The organism is Marinicrinis lubricantis (assembly GCF_042658665.1).
GTDB classification, from domain to species: domain Bacteria; phylum Bacillota; class Bacilli; order Paenibacillales; family KCTC-33676; genus Marinicrinis; species Marinicrinis lubricantis.
In genome coordinates this window covers 22,826-45,666 of record NZ_JBHSQV010000006.1, presented here as the reverse complement: position 1 = coordinate 45,666, position 22,841 = coordinate 22,826, and the positions used below count along the sequence as shown (strand labels likewise).

Below are 22,841 nucleotides of genomic sequence, written 5' to 3'. Positions count from 1 at the left end.
AAATGGACGGGGCGTATTCAAGGCTGGGGGCAAATCATCCTCCAACTATCCATTCATTTCGAGGAGCGCGTCACCCCTTATATCATTGATTAATAGAGTTTACACAAAATATTTGACAGTCCCAATTGATAATAACCAAATCGTCCCCTTCAGCAACAATAAATACTTAGAAAAGTTAAATGGGGTAAAAGAAGAAGAATTAATTGGCGAAATACAACAATTACAACTCCAATCCAAATAAACCAAACAGAATGAATATGATTATTATGCGCATATTATCAGTAGTGATCTTTATTATACTCATAAGCTGCAGCAATAAGACGTTCACCTTAGAATCTGATGTCCATCATTTAAAACTATTAAATTGGGATGGAACCGGTTCGATCAAAACAATTTCTAATCAAGCTGTAATTAAAGATCTAATTCAATGTTTAGAAAATTCAAAAAGTAAATCTACTGCTTCAATGGATTTCCCTAATCCTCATTGGCGTCTCTCCTTTTTGGACGAGAGTGGAAAGACGATTATAGAGTTAGGTTATTTTCAAGAGGAAGTCGAACTTGGTGTTAGTGGACACTACTGGGATCCAGAAAAAGATATCGTTTATGGATGCAATTATAATCTCATCTATCCGTTCTAGATTTGTATACAAAAGGAAGAAGAGCGCTGTGATAGCGGTTATATATACCTTCGGCCTGCCGCCTGAACGAGCGTTTAATTTCACAATAAAATAACCTAAGGTGAAAACGCTCTTTCAAAAGTCGGCACTTCGGTATAAACCATACTTCACCATACCCCTTTTCATAAAATAACCCCCATGCCGATGGCACGGGGGGTTTGTTTTTATTGCCTTATTTGTCGCCTTTAATCATCTGGCGAAGTACAGTTTGCAGAATGCCGCCATTGCGGTAGTAGTCGACATCGACCAAGCTGTCGAGACGGACGATCACGTTGAAATCGAACGTGCTGCCGTCCTCGCGAACAGCTTCTACCTTAAGCTGCTGGCCAGGCTGAACATCGTTGCTCAAACCGACGATGTTGAACGTTTCGCGTCCTGTCAGTCCAAGCGTCTTCCAGCTTGTTCCTTCAGGGAATTGCAAAGGCAGAACGCCCATACCGACAAGGTTGCTGCGGTGAATACGTTCAAAGCTCTCAGCGATAACCGCTTTAACACCGAGGAGATCCGTTCCTTTTGCTGCCCAGTCACGGGAGCTTCCGGTACCGTATTCTTTACCCGCAATGACTACAAGCGGTGTGCCGGCTTCTTGATATTTCATTGAAGCATCATAGATCGGCATGACTTCACCGGTTGGCAGGTATGTCGTAACGCCGCCTTCTGTACCAGGAGCCATTTGGTTCCGGATTCGGATGTTCGCGAACGTACCGCGCATCATCACCTCATGGTTACCGCGGCGGGAACCGTACGAGTTGAAGTCTTCCTTCTTCACGCCATTTCCAACCAAGTATTGTCCAGCCGGGCTGTCTACTTTAATGTTTCCTGCCGGTGAAATATGGTCTGTCGTGACGGAATCGCCCAGCAGTGCTAAGGTTTTAGCGCCGCGAATCTCCGTAATATCTTCAAGCTCTGTACCCAATCCTTCGAAGAAAGGAGGCTCTTGAATGTAAGTGGACTTCTCATCCCATTCATAGAGCTGACCTTCTGGAACCGGAATTTCATTCCAACGAGGGTTGGCACGGAATACATCTTTATATTTCGCTTCGAACAGTTCAGGACCCATTGCCTGTTCAACAGCGTTTTTAATCTCTTCATTCGTTGGCCAAATATCCTTCAAGTAGACTGGCTCACCTTGATCGTTGGTACCGATCGGATCGTTCGCCAAGTCGATATTGACCGTGCCCGCAAGCGCGTAAGCAACGACAAGCGGTGGAGAAGCGAGATAGTTCGCTTTGACCTGCGCGTGAACGCGACCTTCGAAGTTACGGTTACCACTAAGTACGGAAGCGACGGTCAAATCGTTGTCTGCGATCGCCTTGCTGACTTCGTCAGGAAGCGGACCGGAGTTACCGATACAAGTTGCGCAGCCGTAGCCGGCAACGTGGAAGCCGAGCGCTTCAAGAGAATCAAGCAGGCCGGATTTCATCAGGTATTCGGTAACGACCAGTGAACCAGGCGTTAAGCTGCTTTTCACGTAAGCAGGCTTCTTCAGGCCTTTCTCAACCGCCTTCTTCGCGACTAAGCCTGCACCAAGCATAACGCTTGGGTTGGAAGTGTTCGTACAGCTGGTGATGGCTGCGATAACGACCGAACCCGTACCCAGCTTCGTCGTTTCTCCGTTTGGATGCTTCACTTCAACTTGTTCTTCGATTTTTTGCTCAGATAGACCGTATCCGCCTTGTTCAATTGGCGTACGGATAATTTGATTGAAGGCTTCCTTCATGTTCGTCAATTCGATGCGGTCCTGCGGACGCTTCGGTCCGGACAAGGAAGGAACGACCGTGGACAGATCAAGCTCTATCGTATCGCTGAAGATCGGATCGGCAGTTTCGTCTGTGCGGTACATGCCTTGCTCTTTGTAATATTGTTCAACCAGCTTAATTTGCTCTTCGCTGCGATTCGTCATTCTCATGTAATTGAGCGTTTCATCATCGACTGGGAAGAAGCCGATCGTTGCGCCGTACTCAGGAGCCATGTTCGCTACCGTTGCACGGTCAGCCAGCGTAATGTTGCTGAGGCCGGAACCGTAAAACTCAACGAACTTGCCGACAACGCCTTTTTTACGGAGCATTTGCGTAACCGTCAGTGCAAGGTCTGTTGCGGTTGCGCCTTCGCTCAGGCTGCCGGTTAATTTGAAGCCGATGACCTCAGGTGTAACGAAGTAAAGCGGTTGGCCCAGCATGCCGGCTTCTGCCTCAATACCGCCGACACCCCAGCCGACAACACCAAGACCGTTAATCATCGTAGTGTGGGAGTCAGTTCCAACGAGGGAATCCGGATACACTTCGGTTTCACCGTCTACCACTTTCGTAGCGGCTACGGAAGCGAGATACTCCAGGTTAACTTGGTGCACGATCCCGGTTGCAGGAGGGACAGCGCGGAAATTATCGAACGCGGTTTGTGCCCAGCGAAGGAAACGGTAGCGCTCTTCGTTGCGTTCGAATTCTTTGTTCATGTTATATTCAAGCGCGTCTTTATTTCCGAATGCATCGACCATAACCGAGTGGTCAATAACCAAATCGACAGGTACGAGAGGATTGATCCGCTTTGGATCGCCTCCTGCTTTTTGCATGGTTGCGCGCATAGCAGCTAAGTCAACAACGACAGGAACCCCTGTGAAGTCTTGAAGCACGATACGGGCTGGAATAAAAGGAATTTCCTTATTCTTGCCTTCCCCGGAAGCCCAATTCATGATTTGTCCAACATGATCCTTGGTAATCGCTCTGCCGTCAAATTGGCGAACAGCCGCTTCGAGCAGCACCTTGATGGAGAAAGGCAGTTTGGAAATATCGCTGCTGCCAGCTTGATCTTGCAGCTTCTTCAAAGAGTAGTATTGGTATTCCTTGCCGCCTACCTGCAGGCTGGAGCGTACAGAAAAAGCATCTTTACTCAATGGGATACAGCCTCCTTATCATTTTTTGTTTCACTAGGTGAAACAGGATTTCAAAATTAATTGATCTACCCTTAGTATACATTTTCTGTCCTATTACGTAAAGATATTTTTACCACACCGTTCCACTCGGAAAGTTGAATTTGAATAAAGTAATCATATGCGGAAGTTTCCAGACTGAGGGTATAAACAACCTTAAAACTGATAAGTGAATGTTTACGATGCAGTTGACTATAAGACCTCGGGAGGACGCTTTTCAGGAGGGATTTTGGCTAGAAGTTAATCCACCTTTCGATTCGGGAATGGCCACCATGGAAAAAAACGCAAAAATTCATGAAAGGCTGAATTCTATCATATATTAATACATCGTTTCCTGCGGGAGGGATTTCATGCAGCAGCTGTGGAAAGCGGCCGTTTTGGATTACGTGAGACGGCGCAATCGGATGGAAACTCATTATGAATGGATAGAAGACGGCTTCATTCAGGACAGCCGCGATGATTTCAAAATCCAGCAAGGTTTAAAAAGAATCAAGGAATGGCATAAGGAAAGAGGCGTTCAGCCGATTCGCAGCGAATCGAGCATACGGATTCTTCATCATCGTGCGGTAGAAGATCGGTTGAATGTGACGGTGATGATCCAGAAGACGACACATTTTCGTCAAGGACAGCTCGAGTACGATGAATCGCGTATCGATATAGAGCGGCTGGAGCTGCGCCAACAAGGCAATCAGTGGAACATTCGAACGATAGTGAGGGATGTCCCGGAACGTTCTTCTTTCTTCTATGATCGCAACATAAAATGGAAGCAAAAGAAAGAGTCACAGCCTCTCATCAGGGTACCGGCACTACAAACGAATGGGCTTCATCGTCCTGGGAAAAGGCATTATGACCGCAATAAGGCGAAGGCGTATGCCGATATGTGGTGGGATCATCCGAATCCCAACTTCATGTCGTTTGATGTCGACTGCACGAATTTTGTTTCCCAGTGCCTCTATGCAGGCGGTGCTCCGATAAATTATACTGGTAAAAGGGAATCTGGGTGGTGGTACCGATGGCAAAACGGCAAAGACCAGTGGAGCTTCAGTTGGTCGGTCTCCAACAGCTTGAAAAGATATTTGTCTTCGAGTCAAAACGGCCTAAGGGCGGAACAATTGGATGATCCTCGGGGACTCGACATTGGCGATTGCATTATATACGATTGGGATGGAGACGGCAGGTATCAACACAGCACGATTGTGACATCCAAGGATGCAAGCGGGATGCCGCTCGTCAATGCGCATACGATCAATAGTAAGAATAGATATTGGGACTATCGCGATTCACCGGCGTGGACACCTCGAACGGTATATTGCTTCATGCATATTATCGATGATTTTTAACCTATCAAACCTATTCATGATGACGGAGGGACCTATGGACAGAAAAATACGTGTCGGACTTATATACGGAGGAAAGTCAGGCGAGCATGAGGTTTCTCTGCAAACGGCGCTGGCAGTGACGAAAGCATTTGATTTTACGAAATATGAAATTGTACCCTTTTATATTACTCCGCAGGGAGAATGGAACAAAGGAGAGCTTCTTCAGGGCCCGGCCCAAAATCAGCAGCAATTGGCGTTCGGCGGCTCAGAAGGAGGCAGTGATCATACAGCACTTATGCCGCTGCTGTATTCCATGACGCAAGTAAAGAAGTCAGGCGATGGAGATCGAGATCAGCTTGAGCCTGCGATCGATGTCATGTTCCCGCTGCTGCACGGTACATATGGCGAAGACGGAACGATCCAAGGCTTGTTTGAAATGGCGAACATTCCATATGTTGGTGCAGGTGTATTGGCGTCGGCGGTGGGCATGGATAAGATTATGATGAAGAAAGTGTTCGCACAAGAAAATCTGCCGCAGTGCATATATCGTTATTTTAATAAAGTACAGTGGGAGAAGGACCCGAACTTCTTCATTATGGAGGTCGAAATTTCGTTAGGCTATCCTTGCTTTATTAAGCCGGCCAATCTGGGCTCCAGCGTAGGCATCTCCAAAGCGAACAACCGGGAAGAGCTCATTCAAGGCATCGAAACGGCTCTTCAGTACGATCGCAAGGTCATTATTGAGGAGTACATTCATGCGCGGGAAGTCGAGGTAGCGGTTCTAGGGAATGATGAGCCGGAAGCATCCGTGCCTGGTGAAATTGTATCCTCGAGTGATTTTTATGACTATCAAGCAAAATATATCGACGGCAATTCAGCGATGATTATTCCGGCCGAGCTTGAGCAGGAACAGGCAGACGACCTTCGAAAGATGGCGATTCAAGCGTTCCGTGCAATCGATGGTTCTGGATTGTCCCGTGTCGATTTCTTCATTAGAAAGGAAGACGGCAAAGTATTTATCAATGAAATCAATACGATGCCTGGATTTACCCCGTTCAGCATGTATCCATTGCTGTGGAAGGAGACGGGATTGTCTTATCAAGAGCTGCTTGACCGTTTGATTCAGTTGGCAGTGGAACGATATAATGTAAAGCAGCAATTGAAATTCGGCATGTAGTTACTGCGGAGTATACGAGCCAGAAAACGTTTAAGAGAAATGCTCGCTCCGTGAAAGGTATCCATAATACTCTAGTGATCACAATAGAGAAGGGGGACACAAGACATGGGATTTCAAACCGAATTTAATTCAGCCTGCAAATTTAAGAATGAACAGGAGCTATACGACCTTCTTGAGTACGGCAAGACAGCGATGATCAAAAGTGGATTCAGGGTGTATCCCGCTGGACAAAAAGCGATTGCCTATACGCCGGACAACCAAGCGATCGCAATTGTGAAAATTACAGCATCCATCGCTGAAATTAATTTCCAAGGCGAAGAAGTCACGAAGGTAGAAATGGACTTGATCCGCCGGCTTACCGAAGAAGAAGCCAAAGTACAAACGGCGCTTGCGTACGAAATGTTTTTTGGAGAGCATGGCGAAAAATAAAACAAGCTTGAAATAAGAAGCCCCCTAGCGGATATGAACGGACATATCATCTGCGCTAAGGGGTTTTTATTTGGTTTTATACGAATCTAGGATGTCCCGAAGCATGTCAGTTGTTGGCGCACGGCCGCAAGCATAAAGGGCATGGAACTACGATATTTATCATAATTGAGAAATATTGAAACTTTATCCCAAATTCTGACGTATTATCTAATGAAAATGCATTCATGTTCCGCCGGCGGAAGAAAATGGAGAAGGGGGCCTGGGTGGGTGAGAAAATGTTGGCATTGTACTGGATCTGTTTTATATTTGGCATCCTATTTGTCTTAATCACGGTTCTTGCCGGCGATATTATCGGCGGCTTGTTGGATGGCATGTTTGAATTTCTATCCGCGGAAGGGATGGACTTCCTCCAGCCCATTACCATTGTCGGGGGTCTCACAGCTCTCGGCGGTGCGGGCATCATGCTCGAAAACTATACGTCGATCGGCCCCTTCTACACGTTCGTATGCGCCTTGTTTTTGGCAACGCTGATTTCCATCGCTTTGTATTTTTTCTATGTGAAACCGATGTCGGATGCTGAAAATTCCACCGCGATTTCGATGCAGGATCTAGTTGGTAAAATTGCCGAAGTGAATATCCCGATTCCCGCAGACGGATATGGAGAAATTACGATGAAATCAGGAATTGGTACGTATCACGAAATCGCAGCCAGCTTTGATGGAGTTGAAATTAGTGCAGGAAACAAGGTGTTAGTGATTGATGTGAAGGATAAGGTGGCGTACGTTTCCAAGTGGGAAGAGGTATGAAATGAAAAATAAACATATATGGGAGGATGCAAATGGATCAAGTGATGTTGATTCCCCTCATTGTCTTAGGGGTTATTGTATTGTTGGGTGTGGCGTTCTGGGCGAGGTATAAGACGGTCGGGCCGGATGAAGCGATGATCGTCACGGGCTCGCTGCTTGGCAGCAAAAATGTCATTACGGACGAGAACGGACGAAGCATAAAAATTATTCGCGGCGGCGGTTCCTTCATATTTCCTATTTTTCAAAAAGCGGAGTTCATTTCTCTACTCTCCCTTAAGCTGGATGTATCTACACCGGAAGTATATACGGAGCAAGGGGTTCCCGTGATGACGGATGGAGTAGCGATCATTAAGATCGGCGGTGTGGTCGAGGATATTGCGACCGCTGCAGAGCAGTTTATGGGTAAACCGAGAGAAGCGTTGGAATCCGAAGCGCAGGAAGTATTGGAAGGACATCTAAGAGCGATCCTTGGTTCCATGACCGTAGAAGAAATATACCGTAATCGCGATAAATTCGCTCAGGAGGTGCAGGGGGTAGCGGCCAAGGATTTGAAGAAGATGGGCCTGCAGATCGTATCTTTCACCATCAAAGATGTGCGCGATAAGCACGGTTATCTGGACGCTTTAGGTAAGCCTCGTATTGCAGCCGTGAAACGAGATGCCGAAATTGCTGAAGCTGATGCCATTCGGGATTCAAGAATTCAGAAGGCTCGCGCGGAGGAAGAAGGGATGAAGGCGGAGCTGCTGAGAGATACGAATATCGCGGAGGCGACGAAGGAGAAGGAGCTGAAGGTAGCGGCATTCAAAAGGGACCAGGATGCTGCCAAGGCCGAAGCCGATCAGGCTTATCATATTCAGGAGGCGCGTTCCAAGCAGCAGGTTGTGGAAGAGCAGATGAAGGTTGAGATCGTTCGTAAGGAACGTGAAATCGACATCGAGGAGAAGGAAATACAGCGCAGAGAGAAGCAGTATGATGCGGAAGTGAAGAAGAAGGCAGATGCGGATCGTTATGCTGTCGAGCAGGCCGCTGAAGCGGAAAAACTGAAGAGAATTAAGGAAGCTGATGCGCTGCAGTACAAAATCGAAGCGGAAGCCAAAGCAATGGCTGAGCAAAAAAGGCTGGAGGGTAATGCGATAGCCGAAGCGGAGAAAGCAAGAGGTAGCGCTGAAGCTGAGGTCATACGACTGCAAGGTTTAGCGGAGGCGGAAGCGAAAGAAAAGCTCGCAGAAGCGTTCCAGAAGTTTGGCGAGGCCGCTGTTCTCGACATCATTGTGAAGATGCTGCCTGAGCTGGCAGGTAAAATCGCCGAACCGTTAAAAGGCATCGACAAGCTGACCGTCGTAGATACGGGGAATGGTGAAGGGGCTGCCCGCGTCAGCAATTATGTAACACAGCTCATGGCGACAGCACCTGAAATGCTGAATGATGTTTCTGGGATTGACATTAAACAAATGATGAAGCAGTTAATTCATAAGAAGGGAACGTCTGAGCCAGCCGAGACGGTTAGCACAGCGATATTGCAAGATTCGATAGGAACGAATCAGCCAAATTCGAGAATGTAAGGAGGAGCAGGGATGGGGATTTTCAAAAGAATACGCGATATTTCCGCTGCGGCGATTCATGACTTGATTGATAAGGCTGAAGATCCAGTGAAGCTGCTGAACCAATATTTAAGAGATATGGAAGACGATATTGCAGATGCAGAAGTCGCTGTTGCGAAGCAGATTGCGGTAGAGAAGAAGTTTAGGCATCAATATGAAGAAGCCGAGGAAATGGCAGAGAAGCGGCAGTCTCAAGCTGTCAAAGCTCTCGAGAGCGGCAATGAGGAGCTGGCTCGCAAGGCTCTAAAGGATAAGAAGGAGCACCAGCAGAAGGCGGATGAATTTAAAGGACTGTACGAAAGCGCGAAAGAAAATGCCGATATGCTCCGGGGACAGCTGCGTGAGATGAAGCAGGAATTTGAAAAGATGAAAAGCCGCAAAACCGTGCTGATCGCAAGGGCGGAAACAGCCAAAGCACAGAAAAAAGTGAACGAAACGATGGTCGGTCTTGGCAAGGATACCTCAATAAAAGGCTTTGAACGAATGAACGAAAAGGTGATGCAGCTTGAGGCCGAGGCCGAAGCGGGGAAAGAACTCGGAAGCCGAAGCCGTTCCTTAGATGCCGAGCTTGCTGCTTTGGACGATGATGGGATAGAGGATGAGCTCGCCGCATTAAAAGCCAAGCTGAAACAGAGCAAGGACGATTCACCTGCCGAATAAAAAAAAGGAAACTTCAAGCTGATTCTGTACGTAAACATAATGAGATCACTTGAGTCAGTGAATGAATAAAGGTGAAAAAATAACTAAAGTTTTGACAGAAAAGATGGGCAATGGACTGCCCATTTTTTCTTCATGCTTTAATTTTTTTGCCCGCCGCGATTTATCATGATGACAAGATTGAAGAATCTGAATTAGGGCGGCGCCAAGTCGTGTTCTTCATAAGGGAGAGGAGGCTGCATGAGCTTGGATCCAAACTGGATTAGTAACTCTATTTCTGCAAATGTGCTTACCCATTTTCTGCTTGCCGTCATTTCATTGGTTGTCTGCTTGTTCCTGTTTGAATGTGTGACGAGGTACAGCAATTGGCAGCAAATCAAAAACGGAAATGTCGCAGTAGCCATGGCAACCGGAGGGAAAATATTTGGGATCGCCAACGTCTTCAGATTCTCTATCGAAGCGAATGATACGCTTTGGGAGAGCGCCATCTGGGGAGGAACCGGCTTTTTACTGCTGCTCATCTCTTATTTTATTTTTGAATTTCTAACCTTCCAGATGAATATCGATCGTGAGCTGGAGCGAGGCAATGCAGCTGTAGGACTGATCTCGCTCAGTATATCTGTCGGCCTGTCCTATGTCATTGGAGCCAGCATCGGATAAGAAAGCGCCCTGATCTAGGATGCAAAGCTTTCCCGCAGGGAACCCTAATCATGAATATAGCAGATGATAGGGAGGTCTCACGCTGTGATTGTTCGTTTCGGATATGTTGCTATGTCGGTCGTCGTTCCGAATTGCTCACCCTCTAAGACGATGACCGCGACCACTTTTCAAAAAATCACAGATCGGGAAGCCGCTATTCGAAAGCTGCAAAGAATCGCAGCCGAGAACCTGCAGAATACATTAAGGCTGCTTAAACATAATCAGGCCCATGATATTCATGTGTACCGCTTTTCTTCCAAGCTCATCCCGCTCATTAGTCATGAATGGCTGTCAGGCTGGGATCCGTTTCCGATCCTGGAGCCGTTCTTTCGTGAGATTGGCGATTATGTGAAGGCACATGGGATGAGGGTGAGCTTTCATCCGGACCATTTTACCGTACTCAGCACCCCGCGCCCGGAAATACTAAAAGCCTCTATTCGGGACCTGCACATCCATGTCAAAATGCTTGATACGATGGGACTTGGGGAAGAAGCAAAATGCAATATTCATATTGGCGGCGCATACGGAGACAAGCCCAAAAGCCTGGAGCGTTTTATTCGTCAGTTTTCTGAATTGGATGAGTCGATACGGCGCCGCATTACGCTCGAAAATGACGATAAAACCTTTAACGCATTGGAAACGCTGAAAGCCTGCGAAGCGCTGCAAGTCCCGATGGTATTGGACATTCATCATCAGTGGGTGAACAATGAAGGAGAACGAGCGATCGATTTATGGCCAAGGGTGCTGCAAACGTGGGCAGATAATCCACAGCTTCCTCCCAAAATACATGTATCCAGTCCAAAGAGCGAGTCCGACCCAAGAGGTCATGCAGACGATGTCGATGCCGGTTTTGTACGGGATTTTTTGATTTCGATTTCGAAGCATACAGATCGGCTTGATGTCATGATTGAGGCGAAGAGGAAAGACGGTGCCTTGTTTCAACTCATGGAGGATCTTCCTAAGCTCGATTCACGAATCAAAAAACGGGATCAGGCAACGATTGAACTGGAATAATTCATGTGTAAAAAAATGCAATCGGATGACCCAGTACGTCCTTTTTCGTGTACAATAAGAATGATGCTGCGTCTGCTGATCGTTGAATCTTTGCGTATAAGGCTGATCGGGTATACCTTTGTTTCAATCATTCCCGGCTGATTTACGCATTCGGTTCGAAACTTTAAGCTGTGCGGTTCGTAAATAGAAATAGAAAAGCTTGGAAGAGCAAAGGGATGATAATTATGGCGAGTCAAAAAGAGAATTCAAATCCCGCCGTTGTGACAGGAAAAAGCTTTACAGCAGTAGCTATTAATACAGCGGCAAAGGCCGGAGAATGGATTAAAAGTAAATTAGGCAGCTATGGACAGTTGTCATTGAAAACTTCCGCTCAGGATCTAGTGACGGAGGTTGATAAAGGATCTGAAAAGATGATCCGAAATCTCATTTCAACTCATTTCCCGCATCATACGTTTTTGGGCGAAGAGAGTGTAGGCCAGACGGAGGAAGAAAAGCAAGAAGCGATTGCCAGAGCAAGTGAGGCAGAGTATGTATGGGTCGTGGATCCAGTGGATGGTACGACGAATTTCGTTCATGGCTTCCCGTTTTTCTCCGTTTCGATTGCACTCGCTCATAAGGGTGAAATCATCGTCGGCGTGGTGTATGATCCTTCGAGAGATGAATTGTTTGTTGCGGAAAAGGGGAAAGGCGCCTATGTCCATGGCAACAAAATGAAAGTGAGCAGGGAGTCGGAATTAGCTCAATGCTTAATTGCGAGCGGCTTTCCTGTCGACCAGCAAAAGACACTTCCGCCGAACATGCGCGGATTGCAGGCACTTGCACCACAGGTGAGAAATATCCGGACGAGCGGATCGGCCGCTCTCCACATGGCGTACGTTGCTGCCGGACGGTTAAGCGGTTTTTATGAATTAGGCCTGAACGCCTGGGATACGGCTGCTGGGGCGATTCTTATTCAAGAGGCTGGCGGCAAAGTAACCGATACGCTTGGCAACCCTTATCGTCTTTCGACGCGTCACACATTAGCATCGAACGGAATAGTACATTCATCATTATTAGAAGTGATTAAACAAGCGGATGCTCAAGGATGAGCATCCTTTTTACTTTTAAGTATAGAAAATGATTTTTTGAAGCGTGGATGACTTGGACTGCAAGTAGACAAAATAGTAGCATCTGTTAGATGGAAAAAAGGAGTGTGGGGCATGAAAGAGGATCAAAAGCTGGAGGAGCAGCTTTCTCGGGCTTTGACGGAAGGTGAGATGGAACGGAATGACCCGAAAAGGGCAGCGATCCGTCAATTGCCTACGAAATATGAAACAAGAACACAAGCCGCATTCGACCCCATTGTAGAGGAGACGAAGCGTTTTCGAGGCATGGCGAAAGAAATCGATGATCGGTATGACCGCTATATGAAACGGGAAGCCTCGGATGAGGAGCATACACCCCAACCCTAGGAGAAAAAGAAAAGGATGGCGAACAAGTCGCCATCCCGCATACCATTAATCGATTTTCATGACACCGCCTGTGCTGGCGGATGTAACTAGCTTGGAATACCTAGCCAAGTATCCTGTTTTCACTTTAGGCTCGAAGCCTTTCCAATTGGCTTTGCGCTGTTCCATTTCTTCATCGCTGATCAGAACATTAATCTTGCGATTGTTCAAATCAAGTTCAATTTCGTCTCCATCTTCTACGAAGGCGATCGGTCCGCCTTCAGCCGCTTCAGGAGAAATATGTCCGATGCTGATGCCTCGGGAAGCACCGGAGAAACGGCCATCTGTAATCAGGCCGACCTTCGCACCCAGCCCCATTCCTACGATTTGAGAAGTAGGTGCAAGCATTTCTGGCATTCCCGGACCGCCTTTAGGACCTTCGTAACGGATGACGACAACATGTCCTTCTTTTACTTTGCCGTTTGCAATGCCGTGCAGCGCCTCTTCTTGAGAATCAAAGCAAATTGCCGGTCCCTTATGGTATCCGCCGACGGATGGATCTACAGCACCGACTTTAACGATAGCACCGTCGGGTGCCAAGTTTCCGAACAGAACAGCCAATCCGCCTCTTTCGCTGTGAGGATTGTCTATTGTATGAATAACATCCGTATTGACGATCGGATGATCCTTGACATTTTCGCGAAGTGTTTTGCCAGTAACAGTAATCTGTTCAGCGTGAATAGCTCCTTCTTTTTTAAGCAGCTCGTTCAGAACGGCGCTGACACCGCCCGCATTATGAACATCTTCGATATGCCAATCGGATGCGGGAGCAATTTTCGCAATATGAGGTACTCTCTGTGCGACTTCATTAATACGGGAAATCGGATAATCGATTCCGGCTTCATGTGCAAGAGCCAATGTATGAAGTACGGTATTGGTTGAACCGCCCATAGCCATATCGAGCGCAAAGGCGTTGTCGATCGCTTCTGGAGTGACGATATCTCTAGGCTTGAGATCCATTTCGATCAGCTTCATCAATTGACGAGCCGATTCTTTAACGAATTCTCTACGTTCCGGTGCGACGGCCAGAATAGTACCGTTGCCTGGAAGCGCAAGACCAAGTGCTTCTGCCAGACAGTTCATAGAATTAGCTGTAAACATACCGGAACAGGAGCCGCACGTAGGGCAGCCGTATTGTTCTAATTCCAATAGACCTTTATCGTCGATTTTCCCTGCCTGATAAGCACCTACCCCTTCGAATACAGAAGAAAGGGAGATGGAACGGCCGGTACTGTCCTTACCTGCTTTCATCGGACCGCCGCTGACGAATACGGTAGGAATATTCACCCTTAATGCACCCATCATCATTCCAGGTGTGATTTTATCGCAGTTGGGGATGCAGACCATGCCGTCAAACCAGTGAGCGGATACAACGGTCTCAAGAGAGTCGGCGATAATCTCACGGCTTGGAAGGGAATAGCGCATACCGATATGGCCCATCGCAATTCCGTCGTCTACGCCGATGGTATTGAATTCAAAAGGTACACCGCCAGCTTCGCGGATCGCTTCTTTGACTAATTTTCCGAATTCCTGCAAATGCACATGACCGGGTACAATATCAATATAGGAGTTGCACACCGCGATAAACGGTTTGTCGAAATCCTCTTCTTTGACTCCGGCTGCCCGAAGCAAGCTGCGGTGGGGAGCCCGGTCAAACCCCTTTTTAATCATGTCAGATCTCATTTTACCTGATGGCATGGGATTTACCTCCATTACTCTTGGATTAATACGAATACTCTTATTCTTATAGACTACCACATTTGTCCCCTGCGACGCCAGATTACCGCATAAAATCTTGCAAAAAGATAACAATCACGACTTCAATAAAATGTAAATTAATGAAAATACATCAATTTATTTCGTTATACTTCCAAATGATTAGGGGATAATAAGCTTAACCCATTGTAGCATATACGAAATAACGACGCGGATGGTAATTATGTGAACATGAATTAATGCGTTGAAAGGACATGTCATGACCAGTGAGCAATTAGAGCGAATATGTTGGGGAGTCGCATTGCCGGGCTTTGGCCAATTGTTGAACGGCAAGTATATTAAGGGACTGTTCTTTACTGTAGTCGAGGTCATTATTAATTTGCAATCGAATCTAAATGAGGTGATCTTGTACAGTTTTTTGGGTCAGATAGGCCATGCCATTCAGCTGGCGAATTATGATTGGCTGATGTTCTACCCATGCTTTTATATATTTTCTATTTGGGATGCATACAAAGATGCCGGTGGCGGAACAACGAAATATGCCGTGCTCCCTTGCGCCTTCGGTGCTTATTTTGGAACGGTTGGAGTCATGTATTCCCGCGTTTGGCTCGGGCCGGTATGGTTGGGATTAGGATTGTTTTTTGTAGGAATGTTTATAGGGAACCTGCTGAGAAAAAGAATGATACGGCAGAATTATCGTGAAACGAATCATTTGCAGTAATGATAACCCGGTAATGGTACCGGGTTTTTCTCATGAGCTGAATTGATTGTCAACCTATTATATTAATATCTGGTTGACAATCAATTCAGCAATCGCTATCATTTTTCTTGAACTAAAGTAAGGTTTTACCAGGACTAAAATAAAAGAGAACAAGACACAGATGAGAGCATGTTATTTTTAGGAGGACGTAATATGATAAGTATTCAGAGCAATTGGGACGAACTTGCGGTTCAGGTGCTGCAGGGAAAAGATGTTCAGAAGGAAGAGGCGCTGTCCATTTTGCAAGCGAAGGATGAGGAGCTGCTGGCGATCATGAACGCTGCGTATCGAATTCGAAGCGCTTATTTTGGGAATAGAGTGAAGCTGAATTATATCATCAATGCGAAAAGCGGCTGGTGTCCCGAGGACTGCGGATATTGCGCTCAGTCTATCGTTTCCGAGGCGCCTATTGATAAATACTCACTCATGGAAAAGGAAGAATTAATTGACGGTGCAAGAAGAGCGATGGAGCGTAAAGCAAGCACATATTGCATTGTAGCCAGTGGAAGAGGACCGAACCGGAGAGATTTGGCTCAAGTGATTGAAGCCGTTGAAGAAATTAAAGCGACGATGCCGATAAAAGTATGCGCTTGTTTAGGTGTTTTATCGCAGGATCAGGCGGAGTTATTGAAGGAAGCGGGAGTGGATCGCTATAATCATAACTTGAATACGAGTGAATCTCATTTTGGCAAAATTACAAGCACTCATACGTTTAATGATCGAGTGCAAACGGTAGAAAGAGCTAAGGCGTCAGGTATGTCTCCTTGTTCAGGATGTATTGTGGGCATGGGAGAAAGTGACGAGCAGCTTGTTGAGGCAGCATTTGCTTTAAAGGCGTTGGATGCAGATTCAATTCCAGTGAACTTTTTGCATTCGATTCCCGGAACCCCGCTTCAGGACCTGAAGGAATTAGATCCTCGGAAATGTTTGAAGGTATTAGCCATGATGAGGTTCATCCATCCTACGAAAGAAATTCGCATTTCTGGAGGAAGAGAGATAAACCTCAGGTCCATGCAGGCGATGGGACTGTATGCGGCGGATGCGATGTTTGTAGGAGATTATTTAACGACAGAGGGTCAGGCAGCTTTCGCCGATCATCAGATGATCGAAGATTTGGGCTTTGAAATTGAGGTGGCCTCTTCTTGAGCGGCAGCTGCCGATATCGGTATATTAATAAGTTAAAGGCTCCAGGAGAAATGGTTCCAGATGCAGATTTCTGCTTTTAATTTCCTCGTACAGCAGTTGAATAAATTCCTCCTCTAACTTCATTTCGATGGCATCGATATAGCTTTCGATGAGGTGCAGATCAGACAAGTCTTTCATTACAGTACAGCTCCCTTTCTTTTCTATAAGATGAATATCGAATATTCATGAAACAAACCTTCTCACTCTATTATCATACCGAATAAAGTAGATTACCGGAGTGCAATTATATTGCATCTTTCGCTAAACTTATTTGCATTTAGATGAAATAAATGAAAAAAAGATTGTATATTAGGACAGCAGCCTAATATACAATCTTTCATATAATTGGTAAAATTGAGAATAAAGGGTTAGTCCCAATAAGTACCTTGCCGTTCTTCTTTCTTTTTGTTCAGGTTCATCAGAATTTCTCTCTCTTCTGCCTTAAGGGAACCTTCTTTGAATTGAATAGACATGCTTTTTTTCATAGATTTTGCGGTGTCCAGCAGATTGGAGCTCCAAATAACAGATTGCATCGTTTTTCCACCTTTCACTGAAAAATTTTGGATTTGATGTAAATCCATAAAATATTATATCATAATTTGGGGGAAAAAATGGGTATTTTTCCTTTAAAGTCCAAATTTTTTTACACGGTCTTGTTTTTATTTTCGTTGGCTCTCGGATATTTCTTACTGCTGACATTTGCCTTTGTCCCGATGGGAATTGACGTGGACAAGACGAAGGAAGGTTGGGAAGTACGAAACGTTGAGTCTTCCAATCCAACGATCGAATCAGGGGTGCGAGAGGGAGATCTCATTTTAGAGATTGACGGGAAAAGGCCGGAAGAGATGAAAACAATGGAAAGTTGGAGATCTATTTCGACTTTTGAGGAAATCGTAGTCAATAGAGATGGCGAACCGCTGACTCTCCATGCAAGCAGACGTTATTTTTGGATCGACTTTCATTATGTGTACAGTCTGTTTTCCGTGCTCATGCTGATTTTTGCAGTCTACATTTATAATAAGGTCAATACTTCTTCGGCTCAGATTCTATCTTTTGTGTTTATCAATATGGCTGCCATCTTTATGAGTCTCGGTGCTTCGGCGCGTGGAAGCGGGTTGGGAAAGGCGATATTGTTTACAGGCTTGATGCTCTTTCCGATTCTATTCATTCATTTTTTGATTCGGATTTTTTCAGAGAAGGGCTATGATTTCCCCGGTGTGAAATATGTCAAATGGCTGTATATGATCGTTGCAGCGGTGGCTGTTCCGATTTTCATCTCGTTTATATGCGAGGGGAAATACACGTATCCTTTATACTTATTTTTTACCAAGGTTACGATCGTCATTACACTCATTCTATTTCTCATATCTCTTCTATTTTTAGGCTACGTGTCGTGGAAGCAGACCAAATATAATGAACTGCTGGGCGTGATTACGAAAACGCTGTGGTTCTCCATTTTCATTTCCTGTGCACCGATTGCCCTTTTTGCTTTTATTCCTAGAATTATTTGGGGCGAAGAAGCGGCAAATTCCTTTGTTATGGGATGGTTCACCCTGCTTTTCCCTTTGTCTCTCGTCTATTTGATCGCGAAAAATCAATTATACGATATCGGACTCATCACACGCAGGCTCTTACTGACGACAACGATTAGTATTTTTCCCAGCCTTGTCATTGTTTTGACGGTAACGGTTCTTTTCCCCGGAGATGATCCTTTGAATCGGGCAATCCTTTTATTTTTCATCTCCGTATGTATGATCACGTTCGTACTGTATTCACTAGAATATGTAACGACTCGATTTGAAGCGATTATGTTTCCTAGAAAGTATGTTCTTCAAAATTCCATAAAAAAAATAGCCCGTGATTTAAGCAAAATTAATAACTTCCGCGAATTGAAAGATATGGTCCTGCTTGACATTGTAAATACACTGGAGGTATTTGGCGGAGCTATCGTATTTCATGCAAAGGATACCTTTGAATGGATAGTGGAGGGCGATATTGATGAGGACGAGGCTAAATCCTTGATCTTGAAGGGAACGACAACGAGCAGCAACTACACTTGTCTGGAAATCAATCGCAATGAGCAATATACCTCCTATTTGATTTTTACGAAAAAAAGATCTCATGCAGTTCTGGGCAAAGAAGAAAGAGAATGGTTGAATATGCTGATCTCCTATTTGGCTGTCAGTCTGGAGAACCTTCACTTGATCCGAAAACTGACGATTCGGCTGCAGCAGCTGGCGGCTCAAGCCCCTGATGAACGAAGCGCGAGTGAACTGAATTGGTTTCGCAAGCTGATGTTTGAGCTTCAGGAGGAGGAGAGAGTACGTATTGCAACGGATCTCCATGATACAACGATGCAGGATTTATTTTTTCTGAAGCAAAAGCTATCCGCATTATTAAGCAGGGTGACCTTGACGCTGGAGGACGCCAAGCTGGCGGATAATTTATTGGAATATATCGATATTATCAACACCAATTTGCGCCAAAGCTGCTTTGAGCTTCACCCTCATCTGCTGGAGGAAATCGGACTTGCGGAGACGATTCGAAAAGTGGTGGATCGGGAGCGAATCGTATCCGCGTTCGAGATCGGTTATGAATATTACGGTAAGCCGTGGATCGAGCTGCATGGGATCGAGACGAAGCGGCATCTTTTTCGCGCGGTACAGGAATTGATTAATAATGCGAAAAAGCATTCCTATGCCAAGCAGGTTCGCATTTATTTATCCGCAACAGAAGAAGGGCTGCAGCTGGAATATGTGGATGATGGCGTAGGCTTTCTTGCAGGTGAAAATCGCTCCAATCGCGATATCGGAGATTCTGGCATGGGACTCGAGCAGCTGCGCAGCCGTATTTTGTATTTAAAAGGTCAGATGGAGATTGAGACGAGTCCGGGACAAGGCGTCCAATGTGTCATTACAGTTCCATTACAGAAAGGATTATCTGCATGAACCAGGAAATCAAGCTGTTGGTCGTAGACGACCACCCGTTGATGGCGCAGGCAACGAGCGCGACCTTAGACCGCATCGATCGAGTCAAGGTGATAGGCATCGCAGAGAATGGGACGAAATGTTTGGAAATGGTAGAACAATATAAACCGGATATCATATTTTTGGATTATTATTTACCGGATCAATACGGCAGCAGGTTAGCGGAGAAGATTAAGAAAAAGTATCCTGACATCCATATTGTTATTTTTACAGGCGTTGAAGTTGCGGAAATTTACAATCAATTGGTCAGCATTGGAGTCTCAGGTGTGCTGTCCAAAGATGCTAGCGAAGAAACGATCCGCATTGGTGTACAGTCGATCTTGAATGGGCATACGCTTGTGCCGTTGATGCTGTATCATAAAATGCGTTTGACCGAGCAGCAGGGAGAAGCGGAGTTTGTATTGTCCGAGGACGAAATAATCATTATGAACCGTCTGATCGAAGGCTTTACACATGAACAAATTGCGGAAGAAATTCATGTCAGCAAACGCTCCGTAGACAATTATTTGCGCAGAATTTATGCCAAGCTGGATGTGAAGACCAAACCGCAAGCCATTCAAAAGTTCGTGCAAAGCCCATATTACAAGGAAAGGTAGATCAAGTTGCAGGTACGTATATTGGAATCGATGCAGCAAACGATTGAGCGATCAGCTGAATCCGAGGAATACCGTGATTTACTGAGGCTGTTCTTAAGCTCGAAAGATTGGCACCACTCGAAATGGTCGGAATGTGTGATCGAAACCTACCGTTTGTTTGGTGGAGCAGACGATATGATTATCGACGCGGCGGCTGCGCTAGAACTGCTGATGCTGGCTCAGGATATTCTGGATGATTTGCAGGACGAAGATCATGAGGAAGCGCCATGGATGACGTGCCCCAAAGGACTTGCGCTTAATGCGATGATGTCGCTTGTATTCGGCGCGATGAACGAAATTGGGAGATTGGATCGCGAGCATGGGAAAAATGGAGCTGTCATCCGGAAATTGAACAAGTATGTCCTCCAAGCGCTGGATGGACAGTTCCGAGATCTGCAAGGTGACATTCAAACCGAACAGCAATATGTCGAAATCGCTTACAGCAAATCCGCGGTACTGCTTCGTTTGGCATGCTACATGGGTTATGTGTGGACCCAGGTCAGTGAAAAGCAGATGAAGATGATGGATGAGTTGGCTGAAAATTTGGGCATGACGGCTCAAATTTATAATGACTTAAATGATCTGCAGCGCTGGGAGGAAAAGAGCGATATGCGGATGAAGAAGAAAACATTGCCGATCCTGATGATGCTTTCCGATGAGGAAAATCGGCTGACTCGAAGTTATTTTGACGGTACCTTATCTTGGGATGAGCTTGCGGCCAGCAAAGCGAGGTGGGACGATGAGAAGGAAGCCTCCGGCGCGGTGGAAGCCTGCCAGGTCATCGTACGGATGTATCGTAATCGGGCAAGACGTCTATTGGACGAGCTGGACGTGGATGCGGAGCGGAAGCAGCGATTTTGGGAGCGGATCGTGAAGCCGTAAAATACGGGAAATAGGAAGAGCCGTCCGGTGAGGACGGCTCTCTCAGTGCTTAATGATCTCCATGGTTGCCTTTGGCTGGATTTGTGATGACAAAGCCTTCCTCCGGAACATAGAAATATTGGATCCATATGCCATCAAGCCATTCCTTCTCACGCTGATCCAGTATAATATCAATATCTTTGTCCGTATGAACCACTTCATCATGTTCTCCCGGCACATCCAGCTCCAGCGCGTAATGAGCATGGTCTCCGTGCTGATGCGTCTTGACGACACGGATCATTTTGCCTTGCGATTCTTCTTCGTTCAATATTTCCTTGAGCTTCTTTGCAGCGTTACGATTGATTTTACATTTCATACCGTCTTGTCTCCTCGCGGGTGTTCTAGGATATCTATTTTTTCCAAAAACTTGGAATCTATAAGCATGTCTTAATTATCGAGCTTAGGACAGTCTTTTGTCAAACATTTCACACGTGCAGTGTAATTTATCGCCTTGATGCAAAACGTTCAACGGCTTGAACGAAGGCAGATTCCAAGCTCGTCGAAACGGCGATATTCCGATCCCGATCTTTCCATTCGACGAAGCCTTCCCCCGCCTGTTTCCCAATCACGATTCTAACTGGGATGCCGATCAGATCTGAATCCTTGAACTTGACACCTGGACGTTCCTCGCGATCGTCAAGCAGCGTCTCAATGCCGGCATCACACAGCTGTCTATATAATGTTTCGGCAGCATTCATTTGTTGGGAGTCTTGCATAGAGACAGGGATGAGATGAACTTGAAATGGAGCCAAAGAGCTTGGCCACACGATGCCCTCCGCATCATGATGCTGCTCAATAACGGCAGATAATATACGCGATACTCCAATACCGTAGCAGCCCATGATAACGGGCTGCCATTTGCCGTCCGGGCCGAGGCATGAAGCGTTCAGCGATGAACTGTATTTCGTGCCCAGCTTGAATACGTGACCGAGTTCAATCCCTCGCGATAGCTGCAGATTGCCGGAGCAGTGAGGACAGCTTGGCGAATCGTCCGTTTGGTTCTCGCGGCTTGGCTGCATGACTTCAAGATTTGATGCAAAGCCGCACTGGCTGCAAATCGCAACCGTGTCTTCGCCAATCGCTGCGGGTGCGATAAACTCGTGCGTTTCTCCTTCTCCTCCAATAGCTCCTGCATCGGCTTCTACAGCTAGAACGTGCAAACCGCAGCGTTCAAATATACGGAGATAAGCTTCATAAACCTCTAGGTATGTACGATCTAATTGTGCCCAACTGCCTTCAAAGGAATATGCGTCCTTCATCATAAATTCCCTGCCCCTCAACAGGCCAAAGCGGGGTCTTTGCTCATCCCGAAATTTGGTCTGGATTTGGAACAGCTTTAGGGGAAGGTCGCGATAGGAAGCGATGTTTTCACCGATGAGAGAAGTAATGACTTCCTCATGGGTCGGACCGAGAGCGAATTCCCTGGCATGGCGGTCATGGAAACGAATAAGCTCCGGGCCGTACACCTCGTAACGTCCCGATGTTTTCCAGAGCTCCGCGGGCTGCATCGCTGGCATGAGCAGCTCGGAGAAGCCGATTTGCTCCATCTCGTCCTGTATGATAGAGGAAACTTTCTTCAATACCCGTAGTCCGAGCGGCAAATACGTGTATATGCCCGCTGCTAATGGCCGGACCAAGCCGGCACGCAGCAGGAGCTGGTGACTGACCGCTTCCGCGTCGGACGGTGCTTTGCGCAGTGTAGGAAATAGATAATGGTGTTGACGCATACGTACAATTCCTCCTTAGACTAAGTAAGTTTGGATAAAAAAAGACGCACTCGTCAGGGACGAATGCGTCGTGGTACCACCCTAATTTAAGCACCGTGATTTGATGCTTCTCTGATGG

At 46.2% G+C, this 22,841-nt stretch carries 22 protein-coding genes; 16 read left to right on the top strand and 6 right to left on the bottom strand.

The genetic code is table 11. The annotated features are described in order from the left end of the window. The first annotated feature begins 203 nt into the window (after positions 1-203). Positions 204-638, top strand: coding sequence for a hypothetical protein (locus ACFPXP_RS01215; RefSeq protein ID WP_379891629.1), 435 nt, complete (start codon positions 204-206; stop codon positions 636-638). Between the two features lie 211 nt (positions 639-849). On the opposite strand, the gene acnA is transcribed toward ACFPXP_RS01215, so the two are convergent. After that, positions 850-3,573 (bottom strand): aconitate hydratase AcnA, encoded by a 2,724-nt coding sequence (gene acnA / locus ACFPXP_RS01210; RefSeq protein WP_379891633.1) that lies wholly within the window; start codon positions 3,571-3,573, stop codon positions 850-852. 380 nt (positions 3,574-3,953) lie between these two features. Between acnA and ACFPXP_RS01205 the strand changes: the two genes are divergently transcribed. The 10 genes from ACFPXP_RS01205 to ACFPXP_RS01160 all read left to right on the top strand — a co-directional run bounded on the left by ACFPXP_RS01205 (position 3,954) and on the right by ACFPXP_RS01160 (position 12,756). Next, complete coding sequence (locus tag ACFPXP_RS01205) at positions 3,954-4,943, top strand: amidase domain-containing protein (protein WP_379891627.1); 990 nt, start codon at positions 3,954-3,956, stop codon at positions 4,941-4,943. A 34-nt stretch (positions 4,944-4,977) separates the two neighbouring features. Beyond that, positions 4,978-6,099 (top strand): D-alanine--D-alanine ligase, encoded by a 1,122-nt coding sequence (locus ACFPXP_RS01200; protein WP_379891625.1) that lies wholly within the window; start codon positions 4,978-4,980, stop codon positions 6,097-6,099. Between the two features lie 105 nt (positions 6,100-6,204). Beyond that, complete coding sequence (locus ACFPXP_RS01195; protein WP_379891623.1) at positions 6,205-6,528, top strand: hypothetical protein; 324 nt, start codon at positions 6,205-6,207, stop codon at positions 6,526-6,528. A 263-nt stretch (positions 6,529-6,791) separates the two neighbouring features. Continuing rightward, a complete protein-coding gene (locus tag ACFPXP_RS01190) occupies positions 6,792-7,334 on the top strand; it encodes a protease (RefSeq protein WP_379891621.1) in 543 nt (180 codons plus the stop codon). Positions 7,335-7,366: 32 nt separating this feature from the next. Next, entirely contained in the window at positions 7,367-8,896 is a 1,530-nt protein-coding gene (locus tag ACFPXP_RS01185) for a flotillin family protein (protein ID WP_379891619.1), read from the top strand. A 12-nt stretch (positions 8,897-8,908) separates the two neighbouring features. Continuing rightward, on the top strand, positions 8,909-9,595 hold the full coding sequence (locus tag ACFPXP_RS01180; RefSeq protein ID WP_379891617.1) for a PspA/IM30 family protein: 687 nt from the start codon (positions 8,909-8,911) through the stop codon (positions 9,593-9,595). 237 nt (positions 9,596-9,832) lie between these two features. After that, entirely contained in the window at positions 9,833-10,252 is a 420-nt protein-coding gene (locus tag ACFPXP_RS01175) for a DUF350 domain-containing protein (RefSeq protein ID WP_379891615.1), read from the top strand. Between the two features lie 84 nt (positions 10,253-10,336). Further along, positions 10,337-11,305, top strand: coding sequence for a UV DNA damage repair endonuclease UvsE (uvsE, locus tag ACFPXP_RS01170; RefSeq protein ID WP_379891613.1), 969 nt, complete (start codon positions 10,337-10,339; stop codon positions 11,303-11,305). A 224-nt stretch (positions 11,306-11,529) separates the two neighbouring features. Then, positions 11,530-12,393 (top strand): inositol monophosphatase family protein, encoded by an 864-nt coding sequence (locus ACFPXP_RS01165; protein WP_379891611.1) that lies wholly within the window; start codon positions 11,530-11,532, stop codon positions 12,391-12,393. Between the two features lie 111 nt (positions 12,394-12,504). Beyond that, entirely contained in the window at positions 12,505-12,756 is a 252-nt protein-coding gene (locus tag ACFPXP_RS01160) for a hypothetical protein (protein ID WP_379891609.1), read from the top strand. Positions 12,757-12,801: 45 nt separating this feature from the next. Here ACFPXP_RS01160 and ilvD read toward each other — a convergent pair whose 3' ends face one another. Beyond that, complete coding sequence (ilvD, locus tag ACFPXP_RS01155) at positions 12,802-14,475, bottom strand: dihydroxy-acid dehydratase (protein ID WP_379891631.1); 1,674 nt, start codon at positions 14,473-14,475, stop codon at positions 12,802-12,804. 292 nt (positions 14,476-14,767) lie between these two features. On the opposite strand from ilvD, the gene ACFPXP_RS01150 reads away from it, so the two are divergent. Beyond that, a complete protein-coding gene (locus ACFPXP_RS01150; protein ID WP_379891607.1) occupies positions 14,768-15,229 on the top strand; it encodes a hypothetical protein in 462 nt (153 codons plus the stop codon). Positions 15,230-15,421: 192 nt separating this feature from the next. After that, positions 15,422-16,414 (top strand): biotin synthase BioB, encoded by a 993-nt coding sequence (gene bioB, locus ACFPXP_RS01145; protein ID WP_379891605.1) that lies wholly within the window; start codon positions 15,422-15,424, stop codon positions 16,412-16,414. Positions 16,415-16,438: 24 nt separating this feature from the next. Here bioB and sda read toward each other — a convergent pair whose 3' ends face one another. Further along, a complete protein-coding gene (gene sda, locus ACFPXP_RS01140; protein WP_379891603.1) occupies positions 16,439-16,591 on the bottom strand; it encodes a sporulation histidine kinase inhibitor Sda in 153 nt (50 codons plus the stop codon). A 230-nt stretch (positions 16,592-16,821) separates the two neighbouring features. After that, entirely contained in the window at positions 16,822-17,034 is a 213-nt protein-coding gene (locus tag ACFPXP_RS01135) for a hypothetical protein (protein ID WP_379891601.1), read from the bottom strand. Between the two features lie 30 nt (positions 17,035-17,064). On the opposite strand from ACFPXP_RS01135, the gene ACFPXP_RS01130 reads away from it, so the two are divergent. From ACFPXP_RS01130 to ACFPXP_RS01120, 3 genes are read left to right on the top strand one after another with little or no spacing between them, the layout of a single operon-like run. Next, on the top strand, positions 17,065-19,401 hold the full coding sequence (locus tag ACFPXP_RS01130; protein ID WP_379891599.1) for an ATP-binding protein: 2,337 nt from the start codon (positions 17,065-17,067) through the stop codon (positions 19,399-19,401). Next, a complete protein-coding gene (locus ACFPXP_RS01125) occupies positions 19,398-20,036 on the top strand; it encodes a response regulator transcription factor (protein ID WP_379891597.1) in 639 nt (212 codons plus the stop codon). Before ACFPXP_RS01130 ends, ACFPXP_RS01125 begins: the two co-directional genes overlap by 4 nt. Positions 20,037-20,042: 6 nt before the next feature. Continuing rightward, positions 20,043-20,957 carry a polyprenyl synthetase family protein gene (locus ACFPXP_RS01120; protein WP_379891596.1) on the top strand — a complete coding sequence of 305 codons (915 nt, stop codon included), beginning with the start codon at positions 20,043-20,045 and terminating at the stop codon, positions 20,955-20,957. Positions 20,958-21,006: 49 nt separating this feature from the next. Here ACFPXP_RS01120 and ACFPXP_RS01115 read toward each other — a convergent pair whose 3' ends face one another. Both ACFPXP_RS01115 and proS read right to left on the bottom strand, forming a co-directional pair. After that, positions 21,007-21,312, bottom strand: a complete 306-nt coding sequence (locus ACFPXP_RS01115) for an iron-sulfur cluster assembly accessory protein (RefSeq protein ID WP_379891594.1) — start codon at positions 21,310-21,312, stop codon at positions 21,007-21,009. 127 nt (positions 21,313-21,439) lie between these two features. Next, a complete protein-coding gene (gene proS / locus ACFPXP_RS01110; RefSeq protein WP_379891592.1) occupies positions 21,440-22,723 on the bottom strand; it encodes a proline--tRNA ligase in 1,284 nt (427 codons plus the stop codon). Positions 22,724-22,841: the final 118 nt, after the last annotated feature.

Excerpts from the sequence above, each read along its gene's own strand:
- ACFPXP_RS01205 (WP_379891627.1), top strand. The coding sequence starts at position 3,954 with ATGCAGCAGCTGTGGAAAGCGGCCGTTTTGGATTACGTGAGACGGCGC.
- ACFPXP_RS01200 (WP_379891625.1), top strand. The coding sequence starts at position 4,978 with ATGGACAGAAAAATACGTGTCGGACTTATATACGGAGGAAAGTCAGGC.
- ACFPXP_RS01195 (WP_379891623.1), top strand. The coding sequence starts at position 6,205 with ATGGGATTTCAAACCGAATTTAATTCAGCCTGCAAATTTAAGAATGAA.
- ACFPXP_RS01185 (WP_379891619.1), top strand. The coding sequence starts at position 7,367 with ATGGATCAAGTGATGTTGATTCCCCTCATTGTCTTAGGGGTTATTGTA.
- ACFPXP_RS01180 (WP_379891617.1), top strand. The coding sequence starts at position 8,909 with ATGGGGATTTTCAAAAGAATACGCGATATTTCCGCTGCGGCGATTCAT.
- ACFPXP_RS01175 (WP_379891615.1), top strand. The coding sequence starts at position 9,833 with ATGAGCTTGGATCCAAACTGGATTAGTAACTCTATTTCTGCAAATGTG.
- ACFPXP_RS01165 (WP_379891611.1), top strand. The coding sequence starts at position 11,530 with ATGGCGAGTCAAAAAGAGAATTCAAATCCCGCCGTTGTGACAGGAAAA.
- ACFPXP_RS01160 (WP_379891609.1), top strand. The coding sequence starts at position 12,505 with ATGAAAGAGGATCAAAAGCTGGAGGAGCAGCTTTCTCGGGCTTTGACG.
- ilvD (WP_379891631.1), bottom strand. The coding sequence starts at position 14,475 with ATGAGATCTGACATGATTAAAAAGGGGTTTGACCGGGCTCCCCACCGC.
- ACFPXP_RS01150 (WP_379891607.1), top strand. The coding sequence starts at position 14,768 with ATGACCAGTGAGCAATTAGAGCGAATATGTTGGGGAGTCGCATTGCCG.
- bioB (WP_379891605.1), top strand. The coding sequence starts at position 15,422 with ATGATAAGTATTCAGAGCAATTGGGACGAACTTGCGGTTCAGGTGCTG.
- sda (WP_379891603.1), bottom strand. The coding sequence starts at position 16,591 with ATGAAAGACTTGTCTGATCTGCACCTCATCGAAAGCTATATCGATGCC.
- ACFPXP_RS01135 (WP_379891601.1), bottom strand. The coding sequence starts at position 17,034 with ATGGATTTACATCAAATCCAAAATTTTTCAGTGAAAGGTGGAAAAACG.
- ACFPXP_RS01130 (WP_379891599.1), top strand. The coding sequence starts at position 17,065 with ATGGGTATTTTTCCTTTAAAGTCCAAATTTTTTTACACGGTCTTGTTT.
- ACFPXP_RS01125 (WP_379891597.1), top strand. The coding sequence starts at position 19,398 with ATGAACCAGGAAATCAAGCTGTTGGTCGTAGACGACCACCCGTTGATG.
- ACFPXP_RS01115 (WP_379891594.1), bottom strand. The coding sequence starts at position 21,312 with ATGAAATGTAAAATCAATCGTAACGCTGCAAAGAAGCTCAAGGAAATA.
- proS (WP_379891592.1), bottom strand. The coding sequence starts at position 22,723 with ATGCGTCAACACCATTATCTATTTCCTACACTGCGCAAAGCACCGTCC.